This is a genomic window from Candidatus Cloacimonadota bacterium (assembly GCA_011372345.1).
In the GTDB taxonomy this organism is placed as follows: Bacteria; Cloacimonadota; Cloacimonadia; order Cloacimonadales; family TCS61; genus DRTC01.
This window is the reverse complement of the sequence record DRTC01000555.1, coordinates 1-16,686: the sequence shown is the minus strand read 5'-3', so window position 1 is coordinate 16,686 and position 16,686 is coordinate 1. Positions and strand designations below refer to the sequence as shown.

Below are 16,686 nucleotides of genomic sequence, written 5' to 3'. Positions count from 1 at the left end.
AGGAGGTAAAAGATGGCTAAGGCAAAATTTGAGAGGACGAAGCCCCATGTAAATATTGGCACGATCGGTCATGTAGATCATGGAAAGACAACCTTAACAGCTGCGATCACGCTTTTTTTAAGTAAGAAAGGCGGAAGTGATTTCCGTTCCTTCGACAGTATCGACAATGCTCCGGAAGAAAAGGAAAGAGGGATCACGATCGCCACAGCCCATGTTGAATATGAAACAGAGAATCGGCATTATGCCCATGTTGACTGTCCCGGGCATGCAGATTATGTGAAGAACATGATCACCGGAGCAGCTCAGATGGATGGAGCTATTCTGGTAGTTTCCGCAGCAGACGGACCCATGCCGCAAACCAGGGAACATATTCTTCTAGCTCGTCAGGTAGGAGTTCCGGCAATGGTTGTTTTCCTGAATAAATCAGATCTGGTAGATGATGAAGAATTGCTGGAACTGGTAGAACTTGAAGTCCGCGAATTATTAACAGAATATGAATTTCCCGGAGACGATATTCCAATCGTAACCGGTTCAGCGCTGAAAGCTCTGAACGGAGATCCGGAAGGAGAAGCACAAGTTGTTGCTTTGATGAAAGAAGTAGATGCTTATATTCCTCTTCCCGAACGAGATACAGACAAACCGTTCCTGATGCCCGTGGAAGATGTATTTTCAATTTCCGGTCGCGGAACAGTAGCCACCGGAAGGATCGAAAGGGGAGTAATCAAGGTTGGGGAGAAGATAGAACGAGTCGGTATCAGAGAGACGAAAGAGACTACTTGTACCGGAGTTGAGATGTTCCGCAAGATCCTCGATCAGGGACAAGCCGGAGATAATGTGGGAATCCTCCTGCGCGGAATGGCAAAAGATGAAATAGAACGGGGAATGGTTCTCGCTAAACCGAAATCTATTACCCCTCATACCAAATTCAAAGGAGAAACTTATATTCTGACGAAAGACGAGGGTGGACGACACAAACCGTTCTTCAGCGGATACAGGCCACAATTCTATTTCCGCACAACCGATGTTACCGGAAGTTTGACTTTACCTGAAGGAGTCGAGATGGTCATGCCGGGTGATAATGTCACAATTTCGGCAGAACTTATAACTCCGATCGCGATGGAGAAAGGTCTTCGTTATGCAATCCGTGAAGGTGGACGAACAATCGGTGCTGGTGTTGTCAGCGAAATCATCGAATAGATCCGGAGGATAAAGTGTCAAAAAAAGATGCAGGAAACAGAATCAGGATAAAATTAAAAGCATACGATTTTCGTCTTTTGGATAAATCTGTAGCAGAAATTGTCAAAAACACAAGAAATACCGGAGCTAAGATCGTCGGTCCGATCCCTCTACCTACGGAAAGGACATTATATACAGTTTTAAGATCTCCTCATGTTGATAAAAAAGCACAGGATCAGTTTGAGATGTTAGTTCATAAAAGACTGGTCGATATTGTTAATCCGACCCCACAAACTACAGGGGCTTTGAAAAAACTCAGTCTTCCCGCGGGTGTCCATGTGGAAATCAAGGCTTAAAAGGAGTTTGTCATGATAGGTTTAATTGGAAGAAAGCTCGGGATGACACAGGTCTTCGGGAAAAATGGAGAAATTATTCCCGTTACTGTTGTTCAGGCAGGTCCGTGCCAGGTCATTCATCGTAAATCAAAAGAAAAACATGGTTATGATTCTGTTCAACTCGGTTTTGAAGAAATAGATGAAAAGAAAATTAACAAACCTCATAAAGGACATTTGAAAAAACATAAAAGTAATACTTATCGATATTTAAGAGAATTCCGTTTGAGAGTTTATAAAGATATCGAAGAAGGTGAGATTTTTGATGTCAGTATGTTCATAGAAAATGAAATGCTCAAGGTTACGGGAACATCTAAAGGTAGAGGTTTTGCAGGAGTTATGAAAAGACATGGATTTCATGGTTTCAAAGCCACACATGGAGTTCATGAATCATATCGAGGCCCAGGAGCGATCGGGCAATGTGCAACGCCATCCCGTGTCTTCAAAGGAAAAAAACTACCGGGTCAAATGGGTAACAAAAGAACTACGATCCTGAACATGAAAGTCGCGAAAGTCGATGTTGAAAAAAATCTTGTTTTTGTCAAAGGTGCTGTTCCCGGTCATAGAAATAGTTTAGTTCTTCTCAGGAAAGAACTGTAATAGGGAGTCATGGAAATGTTGGAAGCAATCAAATATTCAGCTGAAGGTGAAGAAATTGGAAAAGTAGCTTTACCGGATTCACTTTTCGCAGCTGAATCAAAAAATCCTAAAGCATTATTATACGAAGTAATAAACATGTATTTAGCGAATCAGCGGCAGGGAACATCAGCAGTGCAAACGCGAGCAGAAGCTCAAGGCAGCGGGAGAAAATTATTTAAGCAGAAAGGAACCGGAAATGCCCGTCCGGGGAATCTCCGAACTCCGCTCAGAGTCGGTGGAGGCCGCGCTTTTGGTCCCAAACCAAAAAGCTGGTATAAACATATTCCAAAAAAGAAAAAAAGATTAGCTTTGAAACTTGCCCTCACGGAAAGAGCAAAAAATAATCAAATTATTATTCTCGAATCACTCGAATTCGATAAACCGAACACGAAACGAGCAAAAGAACTCCTCACTAAAATTTCTCCTGAAAAAAGTAAAAAACTTCTCCTCATCGACGGAAATGATCACGAATTGATCAAATCATTCAGTAATATGCCTTATACCAGTATGGATAAAGCCGATTCTATTTATGCTTATGAAATTCTCAAATGCAATCACCTGATCATGACCGAAGAGGCATTAAAAAAGATCGTGGAGGTATTTGCATAATGAGATACGAAAGAGAAATTATCATCGCTCCGATGGTGACGGAAAAAACTACTTCATTAAACAATATTAATAATAGTTATACATTCAGAGTCAGCATCAATGCTAACAAAATCGAGATAAAAAAAGCAGTAGAGAAAATATTTAATGTTAATGTTCTCGCCGTGAATACGATCAGGCAGCGGGGAAAAATCAAAAGAATGGGTCGTAATTCCGGTAAAAGAGCGGATTGGAAAAAAGCAATTATCAAGCTCAAACAAGGTGATAAAATTGCTGATTTCGAATAGAAATTGAGGGAGCTTTTAGATGGGAATTAAAAAATACAAACCGGTCACTCCGACCTTGAGATTCAAAACAGGTTTTACTTTTGATGAAATCACTAAAACCGAACCTGAAAAATCTCTGCTCAAACCTCTGCCCAAGAAAGCAGGAAGAAATCATCATGGCAGAATTACTTGCAGGCATCGAGGCGGCGGACATAAAAGACATTACCGGATCATCGATTTCAAAAGGAATAAACACGATATTCCAGCTAAAGTAGCCACCATCGAGTATGATCCCAATAGGAGCGCTCGCATCGCTCTTCTGCATTATGTTGATGGTGAAAAAAGATATATCCTGGCTCCGCTCGATTTAAAGGTCGGAGATACAGTCAATTCCGGTGAGAAGGTTGAGATCAAAGTTGGAAACGCTCTTCCACTCGCGAATATTCCGATGGGAACGACGATCCATAACATCGAGTTCAAAGCCGGAAGAGGTGGTCAACTGGCCAGAAGTGCAGGAGCTTACGGGCAACTCGTTGCCAAAGAAGGCGGCTATGTTCATATCAGAATGCCTTCCAATCATGTCCATTTTATCAGGAAAGAATGTTACGCTACGATCGGACAGGTTGGGAATATCGAACACAACTCCATCGTAGTCGGAAAAGCAGGTCGTAAAAGATGGATGGGAATTCGTCCGACAGTGCGAGGTGTTGCCATGAATCCTGTTGATCATCCGATGGGTGGAGGAGAAGCAAAAACTTCCGGCGGCGGACATCCGGTCTCTCCCTGGGGAGTTTTGGCAAAAGGCGGGAAAACCCGTAAAAAACACAAATATTCCGATAAGTATATAATTAAATCCAAAAAGAAATAAAAAGGTGATATATGTCTCGATCAATCAAAAAAGGGCCTTTTGTAGATAAACATCTGGAAAAAAAAGTTGATGATTTGAATGCTCAAAGCAAGAAACAGGTGATCAAAACCTGGTCTCGCAGATCAACGATAATTCCTAAATTTGTGGAACATACATTTGCCGTTCATAACGGACGGAAATTTGTTCCGGTTTATATTTCGGAAAATATGGTGGGTCACAAATTAGGAGAATTTTCTCCGACACGAACATATCGTGGTCATAGAGTAAAAAAATAAACACTGAAAATTTATAAGGGAGCAGAAGTAATGGAAGCAATAGCCCGAGTACGAAATTTAAGAGGTTCGGCACGGAAAGCAAGATTGATCTTGGACTTGATCCGCGGCAAATCCGTACCTGAAGCTCAAAGAATATTGCTTTTCTCAAAGAAAAGAGTCGCCACAAATGTTGCCAAAATCCTAAATTCTGCAATAGCAAATGTTACGGTTAAAGAAGGAAAGGCAGATATGGATAATATGGTCGTAAGCAAAGTTTTTGCTGATGATGGTCCCATTATGAAAAGACACAGACCTCGCGCTCATGGTAGAGCAACAGTTATCAGAAGAAGAACATGTCACATAACCCTTGAGATCATGGGTAAGGAATAAGGAGGAAAACTTTGGGACAAAAAGTTAATCCTGTCGGTTATAGGATTGGTGTTAATAAAAATTATGAATCCATCTGGTTCGCAACCAAAGATGAATATATTACTAACTTCCATGAAGATCTGAAAATAAAAAAATATGTTCGAAATCGTCTGCAGGATGCGATGATCTCGAATGTCATCATTGCCCGGAAAACTAAATCCGTTACTGTCGATATTCATACTGCCAGACCGGGACAGGTGATTGGAAGAAAAGGGGCGGAGATCGAAAAGATCAGGAATGAATTATCGATCCTTGTCAATAAAACGAGAACTTCTACTTTGAATGTTTTTGTAAATGTTCAGGAAATAAAAAATATGTGGTTGGATGCTTCTCTGGTTGGTCTGGAAATCGGAAGACAACTTAAACGGAGAATTTCTTTCAGAAGAGCAATGAAATTTGCCATGCGAAATGCTATGCGAAACGGAGCTCAAGGTATAAAAGTTCAGTGTGCCGGAAGATTGGGTGGAGCAGAAATGGCGAGAACAGAAAGATATCATGAAGGCAGGACTCCGCTTCATACTCTCAGAGCTGATATCGATTATAAACTTACAGAAGTTACAACAACTTACGGAATCATCGGCATCAAGATCTGGATTTACAAAGGCGATATCTTTAAATAAGGAGAAAAAATAGATGTTAGCTCCAAAGAAAGTTAAATATAGGAAAAAGCAAAAGGGTCGCAGAAAAGGTCTGGCTTACAGGGGTAGTACGATCAATTTTGGTGATTACGCTATTATCTCTCTTGATGCAGCCTGGATCACGAGTCGTCAAATAGAATCTGCTCGTGTTGCTATCACGAGAACAATGAAGAGAGCGGGAAAACTATGGATCAGGATCTTTCCTGATAAACCGATCACTAAAAAACCTGCTGAAACGAGAATGGGAAAAGGTAAGGGTGCTCCTGAATATTGGGTGGCAGTTGTCAAACCCGGAAGAATAATGTTTGAATTCGAAGGAGTTGATCCGGAAGTTGCCAAGGAAGCTGCCAGGCTTGCCGGACATAAATTACCTGTGCAGACAAAAATAATCTGTAGAGAAGGAGTTGAAATATGAAAATAATGGAACTCCGGGAATTAACAAATGATGAACTCCGGCAAAAGTATGAAGATTCCAGGGAAGAATTATTCAATTTAAGATTTCAGAAAGCAATGAACAGGCTGGAAAACCCGTTGCGAATCAAAGATGTGCGTCGGGATATAGCTCGTATCAAAACCTTGATAACAGAAAGAAAGAAGAGCGAATCTTCAGCATAAGAGGTAATAATGACTAACGGAAGAAAAGTTACAAAAACCGGAATAGTGGTCAGCGATAAAATGGAGAAAACTATCGTTGTCAAAGTTCAACGACAGTTCAAACATCCGCTCTACAAAAAAATCGTGAGAAGACATAAAAATTTTAAGGCACATGATGAAAAGAATGAATGTCAGATCGGTGATGTTGTCCAGATCCAGGAAAGCAAACCAATCAGCAGAGATAAAAGATGGATTCTCAGCGAGATAATCGAAAAAAGAAAATAAGGAGCCTGAAATGATCCAAGCTCAAACAATGTTGAATGTAGCAGATAACTCAGGTGCCAAAAAAGCACAATGCATCAAAGTATTAGGCGGTTCCAAACGAAAATATGCCGGACTTGGAGATATCATCGTAGTAGCGATAAAGACTGCTGTTCCAAACAGCAAGATCAAAAAAGGTTCGGTCGAAAGAGCTGTTATTATTCGCACACATAAAGAAGCAAGAAGGAAAGACGGCTCTTATATTCGTTTTGAGGATAATGCAGTGGTCATGATCGATGAAAAAGGAGAACCCAAAGCAACCCGTATTTTCGGTCCTGTTGCCAGAGAATTGAGAGAGCATCATTTTATGAAGATAATATCATTAGCACCGGAAGTTCTTTAAGAAAGTTCTTTTAAGGAAATTCTGCAGGAGTTTGATAAATGGAAAAGAAGCAAAAAGATACACGCACAAAAAGAAAAACATCCGGTGATGGTGGTTACCAGAAATCCGGAAAAGATAAAAGCAAAGGAAGAAGCAAAAAATTGAGCTTTCACGAAAAAATGCAGCTTCCTCACAGAAATAGCATGAAAATAAAAAAAGGTGACACTGTTGTTGTTATTGCCGGTAAATACAAAGGTGTTAAGGGTAAAGTTTTAAAAGCTTACCCGAAGACCAACAGTGTGATCGTTGAAAAAGTGAATTTTATCAAAAAGCATACTCGACCGACCCAGCAGAATCAACAGGGTGGAATCGTCGAAAAAGAAGCTCCGATCAATGTTTCCAATGTAAAATTATTTAATGAAAAATTAGGAGATGTGACCAGGGCTGTCTTTAAACAGATTGGAAAAAATCGTGTTCGAGTTTGTAAAAAAACCGGTGATGAATTATAAAGGAGTTTGGGAATGAGTCGTTTACAGGAAAAATTTAAAAAAGAAACTATTCCCGCTTTAAAAAAGCATTTTGATTATAAAAATATTCTAATGGTACCAAAATTGGAAAAGATATCCGTCAATATGGGTGTTGGAGCTGCAACTCAGAACAAAGCTCTGCTCGATAATGCGGTAAAAGATATGGTTCAGATAACAGGTCGGAAACCTATCATCACCAAAGCCAAGAAATCGATTTCCAATTTTAAATTGAGAGAAGGTATGCCGATCGGTTGCAAAGTTACTCTGCGCGGTGAAATTATGTATGAATTCCTGGATAGATTGATCTCGATTGTTATTCCTCGAATCCGTGATTTCAGAGGTATTTCACCTAAAGCATTTGACGGCAGAGGAAATTATACTTTAGGAATAACAGAACAAACAGTTTTCCCGGAAATTGAATATGATAAAATCGATGCTGTCAGAGGTATGAATATTTCTATAGTAACCACGGCAAAAACCGATGAGGAAGGAAAAGAACTTCTTCGCAATCTTGGTATGCCGTTCAAAAATAATTAGAAGGAGAGTTATTTTGGCAAAAAAATCTTGGGTAGAAAAACAAAAAAGAACACCTAAATTTCAGGTTAGAAAATACTCTCGTTGTATGATATGTGGTCGTTCAAGAGCTTATATGCGCGATTTCGGTCTATGCCGTCTTTGTTTCAGGAAACTTGCTACTGAAGGTCAAATACCCGGTGTAAAAAAAGCAAGTTGGTAGAGGAGAATAAAATGAGTGTTTCAGATCCAATTTCCGACGCAATAACAAAAATCAGAAATGCCTTCAGGGTAAATCATAAAACAGTTACTATTAATTATAGTAATTTAAATGAATCTATTGTTAAATTATTAGCTGAAGAAAATTTTATCAACAGCTATGATATTGTCGATAGAGATCCTGATAAGAAAATACACAGAAAAAAAATATTTATTAATCTCCGTTATACGAATAATGGTGAATCTGTTCTAAAGGGAATTCAAAGAGTTAGCAAACCGGGACTTCGCATTTATGTTAATTCCCATAATATTCCATCGGTCTATAATAATACCGGTTGTGCCATTTTATCGACAAATCGAGGTTTGATGGTCGACAGAGATGCTCGCCAACAGAAGATCGGCGGAGAATATATTTGTAAAGTCTGGTAGAGGGAGGAACTCGTGTCAAGAATAGGTAAAACTCCGGTAAAATTACCTGATGGTGTTAAAGTTTCCATCGCAGGACAGAATATTGATGTCTCGGGTAAAAACGGAGAACTTAAATATATCATGAAACCTGGAATTTCTGTTGTTCAGGAAGAAAATTTATTAAAGATCAGCAGGGAAGATGATTCGAGAGAGCAAAAATGTTTACACGGTCTGACTCGTGCTTTGATCAATAATATGGTTATCGGAGTGAGTGAAGGCTATAAAAAAGTCTTACAGGTTATTGGAACCGGCTATTCGGCAGAAATAGTTGGAATCTGGTTAAAACTAAGCATAGGTTTTTCTCATGATATACTCCTGGAAATACCTGAAAATATAAAAGTTGAAGCTGAAGCAGTTCCCAGAGCTCAGAAAAGCAAACTCGGAATTCAATCCATTGTCAGGATCAGTGGTATTCACAAAGAAGATGTCGGAAAATTTGCGGCTGAGATCAGACATTGTCGTCCACCTGAAAATTTTAAAGGTAAAGGTATCAGGTATGAAGGCGAATATGTTAAGATCAAACCTGGTAAGACTTCAGCCTAATTTTGGAGATAAAAAATGGACAATAATGCAGTTACCTTAAAAAAATACCTGGCTCGTCGGAAACGCAGGAAATCGATCAGGAAGAAGATTTTCGGATCTTCGGAGAGACCCAGATTATCTGTTTTCAGAAGCCTGAAAAATATCAGTGCTCAAATAATAAATGATGACCTTGGAAATACATTGGTAATGATGTCATCAAACTCGAAAGAGATCAAACTCGATAGATCAAAAAAGAAAGTCGAACAGAGTTTTGAAGTCGGTCTTAAACTTGGAGAAAAAGCAATAGCACTAGGAATTTCAGAAGTAAGTTTTGATCGTGGAGGTTATCTCTATCATGGCAGAGTGAAAGCTCTTGCTGATGGCGCTCGCAAAGCCGGTTTGAAATTCTAAGGAGGAAAGACTTGGAAGCTAAAAGAAATAATTTTCGTCAAAATGAGCCTTTGTTTGCAGTTGAAAAAATTGTTACTACCAATCGAGTAGCGAAAGTTGTTAAAGGTGGAAGAAATTTCAGTTTTAACGCTACGGTCGTGGTTGGAGATAAAAACGGAAAAGTCGGAGTTGGCGTTGGCAAAGCAAATGAAATCGTTGATGCTATCAGGAAAGCTAAAGAAAAAGCAGGAAAGAATATGTTCTCGATTCCGATCGTTAATGGCTCCATTCCACACGAGATAATCGGTAGATTCGGAGCAAGTAAGATCATGTTAAAACCTGCTTCCCCCGGAACCGGTGTCATTGCCGGCGGTCCTGCCAGAGCTATTCTGGAAGCAGCCGGAGTAGAAAATATCCTGACAAAATCTCTTGGCTCAAATACCCAGGCTAATGTTGTCAAAGCAACTGTTGATGGTCTTCAAAAACTCAGGACAATATCTGATATCAGTAAATTAAGAGGAAAGAGCATTAAAGAATTAACCGGTCTGGAGGTTCCAGATGAAGCTTAAAGTAACCCAGATCAGAAGCACGATCAAAAGAAAAAAAAATCAGAAAAGAACGATCATTGCTCTTGGTCTCGGTAAGATCAATAGGTCAAGAATTCATGATGATAATGCGGTTATCAGGGGAATGATAAACAAGGTTTCTCATCTCGTTAAGGTTGAAGAGATCGAAGAAATAGTTGAAAAAAAGGTTGCTTCTGAAAAAGCGAAACCAACTCCCAAACCGGAAGTTAAAAAAGAAAAACCAAAGGTTGAGAAAAAGAAAGAAACTCTCCAAACAAAACCTGTTACAGAACCTGTTACAGTTAAAGAGAAAAAAGCAAAACCTGAACCTGAAATAAAAAAAGAAACTAAAAAGACGAAAGAAACTAAAGAAACGAAATCTTCTTCAAAACCAAAAAAAGCTGAAACCAAGGTTAAAATAATACCGGAGAAAGAAAAAAAGCCTGAACCAGTTAAAAAGGCAAAAAAAGTAAAAAAAGAAAAGGCAGAAATTCCTGAAAAGGAATAAGATATTCAAGAATAATTTTAATAAGTATTTTTTTCAAGAATATTTGATCAAGGAGAAGTTAATGGAACTTCATAAAATTGAAAGACCTAAAATAAAAAAGCATAAAAAAAGATTGGGAAAAGGCCATGGTACAGGTTTTGGAAAAACAGCCGGAAAAGGTCACAAAGGACAAAAATCCCGTTCCGGCGGAAATATTCCAGCCTGGTTCGAAGGTGGTCAAATGCCTTTGCAAAGACGGATTCCAAAACGAGGTTTCACAAATATTTTCAAACTTAATTATCGAGTCTTAAATTTAGGAAAATTACAGGATATCGAAGGTAACGAGTTTGATATCACAAAATTTGAAGAGCTAAGCCTGATCAGAAAACCGAAAGCAAAGGAAAAAGCTCCTGTTAAAATTTTAGCAAAAGGGATCGAAAATTTTGACAAAAAATTAATCATAAAAGCAAATGCTTTCTCCAAAACTGCCAGAGAAACTATTGAAAAATTTGGTGGGAAAGCGGAGGTAATTTAGGTGTTACAAAGTATCACTAATATTTTTAAAATTCCAGATTTAAAGAAAAAGATCCTGTTCACCGGATTGATTCTGATCATCTATCGTTTGGGAAGTTTCATTCCTACTCCGGGTATCAATGCCCAAATTCTGAAAGAATTTTTAGATCCCGGGAAAGGTTCAGGAAACCTGTTCGGATTATTTGATCTTTTTGTTGGTGGTAACCTGCAGAGAGCTTCGGTTTTTGCTTTGGGAATTATGCCCTACATTACTACCTCGATCGTTATCCAACTACTTGGTAGCGTGCTGCCTTTCTTTGAAAAATTAAAAAAAGAAGGGGCTGAAGGTCAGAAAAAGATCAATCAATATACAAGATATGGAACTGTAGTGGTCGCAGCTTTCCAGGCTATTGGCATCAGTTTTTTCCTGCAAAGTTTGGAAACAGCAAGTGGAAGAGCTGTTCCTCATCCAGGTCCATTATTTATTTTTACATGTGTTATGACTTTGGTAACAGGTGTAATGTTCATTATGTGGCTCGGTGAACAGATAACCGAACATGGAATTGGAAACGGAATATCTTTGATAATTTTTGCCGGAATTATTGCCCGTTATCCGAAAGGATTTATAAATATGTTCAATATGGTCAGGATTGGGGCAATGCCGATTTTCCATGTTGTTTTTGTCTTGGTCATCATGGTGTTTGTAACAGCATCTGTTGTTATGATCACGGAAGCGATCAGGAAAATTCCGGTTCAATACGCAAAGAGGATAATCGGCAGAAAAATTTATGGCGGACAATCAACACACATTCCTCTGAAAGTAAATACTGCTGGAGTTATTCCGATCATTTTCGCACAGTCGATCTTGATGTTCCCGAGAACGATCGCTACTTTTTTTAAAGACAGCGATTTTATGAATGGAGTCGTTCAACTTCTATCTCCCGGAGCATTTGTTTATACTGTAATTTATGTCGGCTTGATTGTATTTTTCGCCTATTTTTATACGGCAATGGTGCTTAATCCAATTGAAATGGCTGAAAATATGAAAAAATACGGTGGTTTCATTCCGGGCAGAAAACCGGGAAAGAAAACATCAGAATATATAAATAATGTATTATTGAGAATAACACTACCGGGAGCGATCTTCTTCGCTTTTGTTGCCGTTCTTCCAGAATTTATGTCCAAATGGTTTAACCTGCCATTCTATTTTGGAGGAACAGGTTTGATTATAATTGTGGGTGTTGCTCTGGATACTCTTCAACAAATTGAATCTCACCTGGTAATGCGTCATTATGAAGGTTTCATGAAGAAAGGTAAATTGCGGGGAAGAAGACGTTAGTTCTTTATTCTACTTCTTTTATAGAGTGATGATTGAAACAATATGATCCATATTAAAAATGCAGCAGAAATTGTGAAAATGCGGGAAAGTAATCGCATTGTAGCTCAATTGCTTCAAAACTTGGAAGATTATATCAAACCGGGAATCAGCACTTTAGAGATCGATAAGATCGCTGAAGATTATATCCTTTCACAGGGAGCAAAGCCTGCTTTCAAAGGTTATGTTGCTTATGGTTTATCTCCTTTCCCGGCTTCGATCTGTGCATCTGTAAATTCGTGTATAGTGCATGGAATTCCTTCCCGAAAAATAATCTTAAAGGAAGGAGATATCATCGGCATCGATGTTGGAACATTTAAAAATGGTTTTTGCGGGGATGGTGCCAGAACTTATAAAGTAGGTGAGGTTTCCAGGAAAGCCGAAGAATTGATGGAAATAACAAAACAAGCTCTGAATGCTGGAATTGAACAGGCAAAGCATGGAGCGAGGATCGGGGATATATCTTCTGCGATCAGTTCTCTGGTCAAAAAGAAAGGATATTTTGTAGCAGATAATTTAACAGGTCATGGTATCGGAAAAAAAATGCACGAAGAACCGATCGTACCTAATTTCGGGATCAGAGGAAAAGGTCCCAGACTGAAGAAAGGAATGACTATTGCCATTGAACCGATGGTCAATATTGGAACCCATCGGATTCATGAAAAGGGTTGGGAATTTTTTGTAGCAGATGATTCTTTATCTGCCCACTTTGAACATACGATTTTAATTACGGAAGGAGAACCTGAAATATTAACTGCATGTTAATAGGGGAAGGTCTTAAATGGCTAAAGAAGGAGTCATCGAAGTCGAAGGTATAGTTAAAGAAGCATTACCGAATACGACTTTTAAAGTAGAATTAGAAAACGGTCATGAGATTCTTGCTCATAGTTCGGGTAAGATGAGATTGCATTATATTCGTATTCTTCCCGGAGACAAGGTCAAAGTTGAATTATCACCTTATGATCTGAATAGAGGAAGGATCACATATCGTTATAAATAGGAAAAGAAGGTTCAAGGTTCAAAGGTTCAAGGTTGAACGAAGAAAGAATAACGATATCAATTAGTGTAGGAGAAAAAATGAAAGTCAGAGCATCTGTAAAAAAGATTTGTAAAGATTGTCAAATTATCAAAAGAAATGGAATTATACGGGTAATTTGTCCCAGTAATCCCAAACATAAACAAAGACAGGGTTAATCTTAAAGGAGGAATTTGAGTGGCTCATATATCCGGAATCGAACTGCCAAAAGATAAAAGAATTGTAATTGGTCTCACATATATTTACGGGATAGGCAAATCAATTTCACAAGAAATATTAGAAAAAGCAGGAATTGATGAAAATAAAAAAGTAAAAGACCTATCTGTCGATGAAGAAAAAAAGTTAAGAGAAATAATTCAAAATGATTACTCGGTAGAAGGGGAGTTAAGAACTCAGATAGCAATGGATATCAAGCGTTTGATGGAAATCGGTTGCTACCGAGGTCTCAGACATAAAAAAGGGATGCCGGTCAGAGGACAACGAACTCACACGAATGCCCGAACCAGAAGAGGACGCAAAAGAGGTTCCGTAACCGGCAGGAAAAAATAAAATGGAGAGAAATAGTGGCTAAAAAAACAGTACAAAAAAAAACAAAGAAAAAAAGAACTCGCCTGTCATTTAATGAAGGTGTTGCTCATATCCACTCCAGTTTTAATAATACTATTGTAACTCTCTCGGATAAAGCAGGAAATGTTTTCACTTGGTCAAGCGGTGGAAAGATCGGATATAAAGGTTCAAAGAAAAGTACACCGTTTGCTGCTCAATTGGCAGCAGCAGAAGTAGCAAAAGTTGCTCTGGATATGGGAATAAATAAGGTTCAAGTTATGGTCAAAGGTCCAGGTGGTGGAAGAGAATCTGCGATCAGGTCTCTGGATTCAAACGGTTTGAAGATTGCTTCCATAACCGATGTTACACCTATACCTCATAATGGCTGCAGACCGAGAAAAACAAGAAGAATATAAGGAATATAACTATGGCAAGATACACAGGTTCATCATGTAAATTATGCAGAAGAGAAGGAACAAAATTATTCCTCAAAGGCGCTCGTTGCAATACAGATAAATGTGCATTTGAAAGAAAACCTTTCATTCCGGGAGAACACGGCAGTGCAAAAGGTTTCAGGAAACGGGTAAGCGACTATGGAATTCATCTGAGGGAAAAACAGAAAGTTCGCAGAATTTATGGAGTCCTGGAAAGACAATTCAGAAAATACTTTAAAATGGCAGCAAAAAAATCAGGAGTTACAGGTGAGAATTTATTACAATTCCTGGAAACTCGTCTCGACAATATTGTTTTTCGCATGGGTTTTGCTCCTTCCCGGAAATCTGCACGACAGATCATCAGTCATGGTCATATTTTAGTTAATGATCATAAAGTAAACATTCCCTCTTTTTTAGTTAGACCGGGAGATGAAGTTGTGATCAAAGAAAAAAGTAGAAATATACCATTGATCCAGGAAGCTATCGAAGCTTCGACAGATGTTGCTAACTTTGAATGGTTTGAAGTTACGAAGGATAAATTCTTCGGGAAGATCATCAGCATCCCAACCCGTGAACAAATAGCTCTGGATGTTGACGAGCGACTGATTGTCGAGTATTATTCAAAATAAATAGTTTTCAAACATCTATGATAATTATGAAACAGAGAAAATCAGTCACAAAGTTCACGAAGAAGCACGAAGATATAAAGAAATTAGTGTAATTTCGTGTTCTTGGTGATTTAAAACAGGAGAGTTTTATGATGTTTCTTGAACCTTTACAATTACCGGAAAAAGTTCAAGTAGATGAAAATACATACACCCCAACTTTTGGTAGTTTTGAAATTGGTCCGTTAGAACCCGGTTTTGCTACAACAATTGGTAATACTTTAAGAAGAGTTCTGTTATCCTCGATCCAGGGAGCAGCAATCCGATTTGTAAAAATCGAAGGTTTGCATCATGAATTTACTGCTATTCCCGGTTCGGACTCGGATTTTGTCGATTTGATCTTAAGATTAAAAAAATTAGTGATAAGATCGGAATCAATAGATGAGGAGATGTTAATATTAGAACATAAAGGTGCAGGTGTAGTTACCGCTGCTGATATTCAGGAAACTCAAAATGTACAGATCATTAACAAAGATCTTGTATTATTGGAGATGACGGAAGATGTGGATTTCAGGATGGAACTCTGGACCGGAATTGGTAGAGGATATTTTTCTGCAGATAAACACAACCTTGAAGATAAGCCTGTTGGTGTGATTCCGATAGATTCCATTTATTCTCCCATCACAAAAGTCAATTTTAATGTTTCAAATCAGAGGGTTGACGAAAGGATCGATTATGATAAACTAACAATAGAGATAACTACCGATGGAAGTATCGATCCTAAAGATTCTTTATATCTTGCTGCAAAAATTTTGCGTGACCTTTATGATAAGATCGTTCTGTTTGAAACAGAACCTCAATATATAGAAGAAGTCGAGATGGATCCGGAACTTGAAAGAATGGAAAAAATACTATCCACAAATGTGAATGAACTGGAACTTTCCGTTCGCTGCAGTAATTGTCTTTCTGCAGCTAAGATTGATACGATTGGAGAACTGATCGAGAAAACAGAAAATGAGATGTTGAAATATAGAAATTTTGGCAAGAAATCTCTCGAAGAGATCAATGTCCTGCTGGAAAAATATGATCTACATCTTGGTTTTGATGTCAAAGGAAAACAGGGGCAGATCACCAAGGCAAAAAAAAAGGTAACAGTAAAAAAGGGATAAAACCATGAGACATAAAGTTAGAGGGAAAAAATTCGGTCGAGTAAGTGACCAGCGAAAATTAATGTTAAAAAATCTTGTCGTTTCTTTAATAGAACACGGAAGAATTAATACAACCGTAGCTAAAGCAAAGGAAATGCGGAGTTTAGCTGAAAAAGTTATAACTTATGCAAAAAAGGGAACAGTCCATCATCGCAGGCTTGCTTTCAGAATTTTAAATAATCGAACTCTCGTAAAAAAAGTTTTCGATGAACTTGCTCCCAGATACGAAGATCGAAACGGTGGTTATACTCGTGTTTTGAAAAATGGTGTTCGCAGAGGTGATTGTGCATCTATGGCGATCATCGAATTTATCGAAGGAAAAGAAACAGTTCATAAAGATGAGAAAATAAAAACAAAAGATATCGCAAAATAGAATATTCAAAAAATATGAAAGGCTGTTCGGTTTTTGACTGAGCAGTCTTTTTTTGTTGGATAAAATTGTAGAAATTGAGCGATTTCATAAAACTCTGAAAGATTTGAATAAAAAGGAAATTGTTTCTCCAGTTGTTAACATTCAATCCTTTCAGGATTGGAAAGATATTAATCTCGATTTATGATCGGTTTTTTTAATTTTTTTGAAAAAAAATTAGCCGCTTAAAAATCCAAACTTACCAATCCCGATGTATCGGGATCGTGAAATTTTCAAAACTACTGTTTCTCCTCATTCCTAAATTTTAAAATGTCATTGGAACAATGACAAGGAATGCAATTGCTGAAAAGTTTTACTTTGATTTTTTGTGCGAGAAAGTATTATCCGAAATGAAATTTCTTT

General features: G+C 38.2%; 31 protein-coding genes. All 31 read left to right on the top strand.

Annotated elements, in window-relative coordinates; all coding sequences use genetic code 11:
- The first annotated feature begins 12 nt into the window (after nt 1–12).
- The 31 genes from tuf (at nt 13) to ENL20_10525 (ending at nt 16,287) form a co-directional block, all read left to right on the top strand.
- Complete coding sequence (tuf, locus tag ENL20_10675) at nt 13–1,197, top strand: elongation factor Tu (protein HHE39018.1); 1,185 nt, start codon at nt 13–15, stop codon at nt 1,195–1,197.
- Nucleotides 1,198–1,211: 14 nt separating this feature from the next.
- A complete protein-coding gene (locus ENL20_10670; protein HHE39017.1) occupies nt 1,212–1,532 on the top strand; it encodes a 30S ribosomal protein S10 in 321 nt (106 codons plus the stop codon).
- Nucleotides 1,533–1,544: 12 nt separating this feature from the next.
- Nucleotides 1,545–2,168 (top strand): 50S ribosomal protein L3, encoded by a 624-nt coding sequence (locus ENL20_10665; protein ID HHE39016.1) that lies wholly within the window; start codon nt 1,545–1,547, stop codon nt 2,166–2,168.
- A 15-nt stretch (nt 2,169–2,183) separates the two neighbouring features.
- Nucleotides 2,184–2,816, top strand: coding sequence for a 50S ribosomal protein L4 (locus ENL20_10660; GenBank protein HHE39015.1), 633 nt, complete (start codon nt 2,184–2,186; stop codon nt 2,814–2,816).
- Nucleotides 2,816–3,100: a 50S ribosomal protein L23 gene (locus ENL20_10655; protein ID HHE39014.1), complete on the top strand. Its 285-nt coding sequence runs from the start codon at nt 2,816–2,818 to the stop codon at nt 3,098–3,100. The genes ENL20_10660 and ENL20_10655 overlap by 1 nt, the downstream gene beginning before the upstream one ends.
- A gap of 19 nt (nt 3,101–3,119) precedes the next feature.
- A complete protein-coding gene (locus tag ENL20_10650; protein ID HHE39013.1) occupies nt 3,120–3,947 on the top strand; it encodes a 50S ribosomal protein L2 in 828 nt (275 codons plus the stop codon).
- A gap of 11 nt (nt 3,948–3,958) precedes the next feature.
- Nucleotides 3,959–4,222 (top strand): 30S ribosomal protein S19, encoded by a 264-nt coding sequence (locus tag ENL20_10645; protein HHE39012.1) that lies wholly within the window; start codon nt 3,959–3,961, stop codon nt 4,220–4,222.
- Between the two features lie 30 nt (nt 4,223–4,252).
- Entirely contained in the window at nt 4,253–4,591 is a 339-nt protein-coding gene (locus ENL20_10640; GenBank protein ID HHE39011.1) for a 50S ribosomal protein L22, read from the top strand.
- Between the two features lie 11 nt (nt 4,592–4,602).
- Nucleotides 4,603–5,250, top strand: coding sequence for a 30S ribosomal protein S3 (locus ENL20_10635; protein HHE39010.1), 648 nt, complete (start codon nt 4,603–4,605; stop codon nt 5,248–5,250).
- 13 nt (nt 5,251–5,263) lie between these two features.
- Nucleotides 5,264–5,683, top strand: coding sequence for a 50S ribosomal protein L16 (locus ENL20_10630; GenBank protein HHE39009.1), 420 nt, complete (start codon nt 5,264–5,266; stop codon nt 5,681–5,683).
- On the top strand, nt 5,680–5,883 hold the full coding sequence (locus ENL20_10625) for a 50S ribosomal protein L29 (GenBank protein ID HHE39008.1): 204 nt from the start codon (nt 5,680–5,682) through the stop codon (nt 5,881–5,883). Before ENL20_10630 ends, ENL20_10625 begins: the two co-directional genes overlap by 4 nt.
- Nucleotides 5,884–5,892: 9 nt before the next feature.
- A complete protein-coding gene (locus tag ENL20_10620; GenBank protein ID HHE39007.1) occupies nt 5,893–6,147 on the top strand; it encodes a 30S ribosomal protein S17 in 255 nt (84 codons plus the stop codon).
- 10 nt (nt 6,148–6,157) lie between these two features.
- Nucleotides 6,158–6,526 (top strand): 50S ribosomal protein L14, encoded by a 369-nt coding sequence (locus ENL20_10615; protein ID HHE39006.1) that lies wholly within the window; start codon nt 6,158–6,160, stop codon nt 6,524–6,526.
- Between the two features lie 182 nt (nt 6,527–6,708).
- Nucleotides 6,709–7,014 (top strand): 50S ribosomal protein L24, encoded by a 306-nt coding sequence (locus tag ENL20_10610; protein ID HHE39005.1) that lies wholly within the window; start codon nt 6,709–6,711, stop codon nt 7,012–7,014.
- Nucleotides 7,015–7,026: 12 nt separating this feature from the next.
- The gene (locus tag ENL20_10605) at nt 7,027–7,569 is read left to right on the top strand and encodes a 50S ribosomal protein L5 (protein ID HHE39004.1); all 543 of its coding nucleotides are present in this window, start codon (nt 7,027–7,029) and stop codon (nt 7,567–7,569) included.
- A gap of 13 nt (nt 7,570–7,582) precedes the next feature.
- On the top strand, nt 7,583–7,768 hold the full coding sequence (locus tag ENL20_10600; GenBank protein ID HHE39003.1) for a type Z 30S ribosomal protein S14: 186 nt from the start codon (nt 7,583–7,585) through the stop codon (nt 7,766–7,768).
- 11 nt (nt 7,769–7,779) lie between these two features.
- The gene (locus ENL20_10595) at nt 7,780–8,193 is read left to right on the top strand and encodes a 30S ribosomal protein S8 (GenBank protein ID HHE39002.1); all 414 of its coding nucleotides are present in this window, start codon (nt 7,780–7,782) and stop codon (nt 8,191–8,193) included.
- A 12-nt stretch (nt 8,194–8,205) separates the two neighbouring features.
- Nucleotides 8,206–8,775 (top strand): 50S ribosomal protein L6, encoded by a 570-nt coding sequence (locus ENL20_10590; GenBank protein ID HHE39001.1) that lies wholly within the window; start codon nt 8,206–8,208, stop codon nt 8,773–8,775.
- A 15-nt stretch (nt 8,776–8,790) separates the two neighbouring features.
- The gene (locus ENL20_10585) at nt 8,791–9,165 is read left to right on the top strand and encodes a 50S ribosomal protein L18 (protein ID HHE39000.1); all 375 of its coding nucleotides are present in this window, start codon (nt 8,791–8,793) and stop codon (nt 9,163–9,165) included.
- A 50-nt stretch (nt 9,166–9,215) separates the two neighbouring features.
- The gene (locus ENL20_10580) at nt 9,216–9,713 is read left to right on the top strand and encodes a 30S ribosomal protein S5 (GenBank protein HHE38999.1); all 498 of its coding nucleotides are present in this window, start codon (nt 9,216–9,218) and stop codon (nt 9,711–9,713) included.
- On the top strand, nt 9,703–10,218 hold the full coding sequence (locus ENL20_10575; GenBank protein HHE38998.1) for a 50S ribosomal protein L30: 516 nt from the start codon (nt 9,703–9,705) through the stop codon (nt 10,216–10,218). Before ENL20_10580 ends, ENL20_10575 begins: the two co-directional genes overlap by 11 nt.
- Nucleotides 10,219–10,279: 61 nt before the next feature.
- The gene (locus ENL20_10570) at nt 10,280–10,732 is read left to right on the top strand and encodes a 50S ribosomal protein L15 (GenBank protein HHE38997.1); all 453 of its coding nucleotides are present in this window, start codon (nt 10,280–10,282) and stop codon (nt 10,730–10,732) included.
- Between the two features lie 21 nt (nt 10,733–10,753).
- The gene (gene secY, locus ENL20_10565) at nt 10,754–12,049 is read left to right on the top strand and encodes a preprotein translocase subunit SecY (GenBank protein ID HHE38996.1); all 1,296 of its coding nucleotides are present in this window, start codon (nt 10,754–10,756) and stop codon (nt 12,047–12,049) included.
- A gap of 42 nt (nt 12,050–12,091) precedes the next feature.
- A complete protein-coding gene (map, locus tag ENL20_10560) occupies nt 12,092–12,850 on the top strand; it encodes a type I methionyl aminopeptidase (protein ID HHE38995.1) in 759 nt (252 codons plus the stop codon).
- Between the two features lie 16 nt (nt 12,851–12,866).
- Nucleotides 12,867–13,085, top strand: coding sequence for a translation initiation factor IF-1 (locus tag ENL20_10555; GenBank protein HHE38994.1), 219 nt, complete (start codon nt 12,867–12,869; stop codon nt 13,083–13,085).
- Between the two features lie 77 nt (nt 13,086–13,162).
- Nucleotides 13,163–13,279, top strand: a complete 117-nt coding sequence (locus ENL20_10550; protein HHE38993.1) for a 50S ribosomal protein L36 — start codon at nt 13,163–13,165, stop codon at nt 13,277–13,279.
- Nucleotides 13,280–13,298: 19 nt separating this feature from the next.
- Entirely contained in the window at nt 13,299–13,670 is a 372-nt protein-coding gene (locus ENL20_10545) for a 30S ribosomal protein S13 (GenBank protein ID HHE38992.1), read from the top strand.
- A gap of 14 nt (nt 13,671–13,684) precedes the next feature.
- Nucleotides 13,685–14,083, top strand: coding sequence for a 30S ribosomal protein S11 (locus ENL20_10540; protein ID HHE38991.1), 399 nt, complete (start codon nt 13,685–13,687; stop codon nt 14,081–14,083).
- An 11-nt stretch (nt 14,084–14,094) separates the two neighbouring features.
- The gene (locus tag ENL20_10535) at nt 14,095–14,730 is read left to right on the top strand and encodes a 30S ribosomal protein S4 (protein ID HHE38990.1); all 636 of its coding nucleotides are present in this window, start codon (nt 14,095–14,097) and stop codon (nt 14,728–14,730) included.
- Between the two features lie 131 nt (nt 14,731–14,861).
- Entirely contained in the window at nt 14,862–15,875 is a 1,014-nt protein-coding gene (locus tag ENL20_10530) for a DNA-directed RNA polymerase subunit alpha (protein HHE38989.1), read from the top strand.
- A gap of 4 nt (nt 15,876–15,879) precedes the next feature.
- The gene (locus ENL20_10525; GenBank protein HHE38988.1) at nt 15,880–16,287 is read left to right on the top strand and encodes a 50S ribosomal protein L17; all 408 of its coding nucleotides are present in this window, start codon (nt 15,880–15,882) and stop codon (nt 16,285–16,287) included.
- Nucleotides 16,288–16,686: the final 399 nt, after the last annotated feature.

Coding starts and splice junctions, on each gene's coding strand:
- tuf (HHE39018.1), top strand. CDS start 13: ATGGCTAAGGCAAAATTTGAGAGGACGAAGCCCCATGTAAATATTGGC.
- ENL20_10665 (HHE39016.1), top strand. CDS start 1,545: ATGATAGGTTTAATTGGAAGAAAGCTCGGGATGACACAGGTCTTCGGG.
- ENL20_10660 (HHE39015.1), top strand. CDS start 2,184: ATGTTGGAAGCAATCAAATATTCAGCTGAAGGTGAAGAAATTGGAAAA.
- ENL20_10655 (HHE39014.1), top strand. CDS start 2,816: ATGAGATACGAAAGAGAAATTATCATCGCTCCGATGGTGACGGAAAAA.
- ENL20_10650 (HHE39013.1), top strand. CDS start 3,120: ATGGGAATTAAAAAATACAAACCGGTCACTCCGACCTTGAGATTCAAA.
- ENL20_10645 (HHE39012.1), top strand. CDS start 3,959: ATGTCTCGATCAATCAAAAAAGGGCCTTTTGTAGATAAACATCTGGAA.
- ENL20_10640 (HHE39011.1), top strand. CDS start 4,253: ATGGAAGCAATAGCCCGAGTACGAAATTTAAGAGGTTCGGCACGGAAA.
- ENL20_10630 (HHE39009.1), top strand. CDS start 5,264: ATGTTAGCTCCAAAGAAAGTTAAATATAGGAAAAAGCAAAAGGGTCGC.
- ENL20_10625 (HHE39008.1), top strand. CDS start 5,680: ATGAAAATAATGGAACTCCGGGAATTAACAAATGATGAACTCCGGCAA.
- ENL20_10620 (HHE39007.1), top strand. CDS start 5,893: ATGACTAACGGAAGAAAAGTTACAAAAACCGGAATAGTGGTCAGCGAT.
- ENL20_10615 (HHE39006.1), top strand. CDS start 6,158: ATGATCCAAGCTCAAACAATGTTGAATGTAGCAGATAACTCAGGTGCC.
- ENL20_10610 (HHE39005.1), top strand. CDS start 6,709: ATGAAAATAAAAAAAGGTGACACTGTTGTTGTTATTGCCGGTAAATAC.
- ENL20_10605 (HHE39004.1), top strand. CDS start 7,027: ATGAGTCGTTTACAGGAAAAATTTAAAAAAGAAACTATTCCCGCTTTA.
- ENL20_10595 (HHE39002.1), top strand. CDS start 7,780: ATGAGTGTTTCAGATCCAATTTCCGACGCAATAACAAAAATCAGAAAT.
- ENL20_10585 (HHE39000.1), top strand. CDS start 8,791: ATGGACAATAATGCAGTTACCTTAAAAAAATACCTGGCTCGTCGGAAA.
- ENL20_10575 (HHE38998.1), top strand. CDS start 9,703: ATGAAGCTTAAAGTAACCCAGATCAGAAGCACGATCAAAAGAAAAAAA.
- ENL20_10570 (HHE38997.1), top strand. CDS start 10,280: ATGGAACTTCATAAAATTGAAAGACCTAAAATAAAAAAGCATAAAAAA.
- map (HHE38995.1), top strand. CDS start 12,092: ATGATCCATATTAAAAATGCAGCAGAAATTGTGAAAATGCGGGAAAGT.
- ENL20_10555 (HHE38994.1), top strand. CDS start 12,867: ATGGCTAAAGAAGGAGTCATCGAAGTCGAAGGTATAGTTAAAGAAGCA.
- ENL20_10550 (HHE38993.1), top strand. CDS start 13,163: ATGAAAGTCAGAGCATCTGTAAAAAAGATTTGTAAAGATTGTCAAATT.
- ENL20_10535 (HHE38990.1), top strand. CDS start 14,095: ATGGCAAGATACACAGGTTCATCATGTAAATTATGCAGAAGAGAAGGA.
- ENL20_10530 (HHE38989.1), top strand. CDS start 14,862: ATGTTTCTTGAACCTTTACAATTACCGGAAAAAGTTCAAGTAGATGAA.
- ENL20_10525 (HHE38988.1), top strand. CDS start 15,880: ATGAGACATAAAGTTAGAGGGAAAAAATTCGGTCGAGTAAGTGACCAG.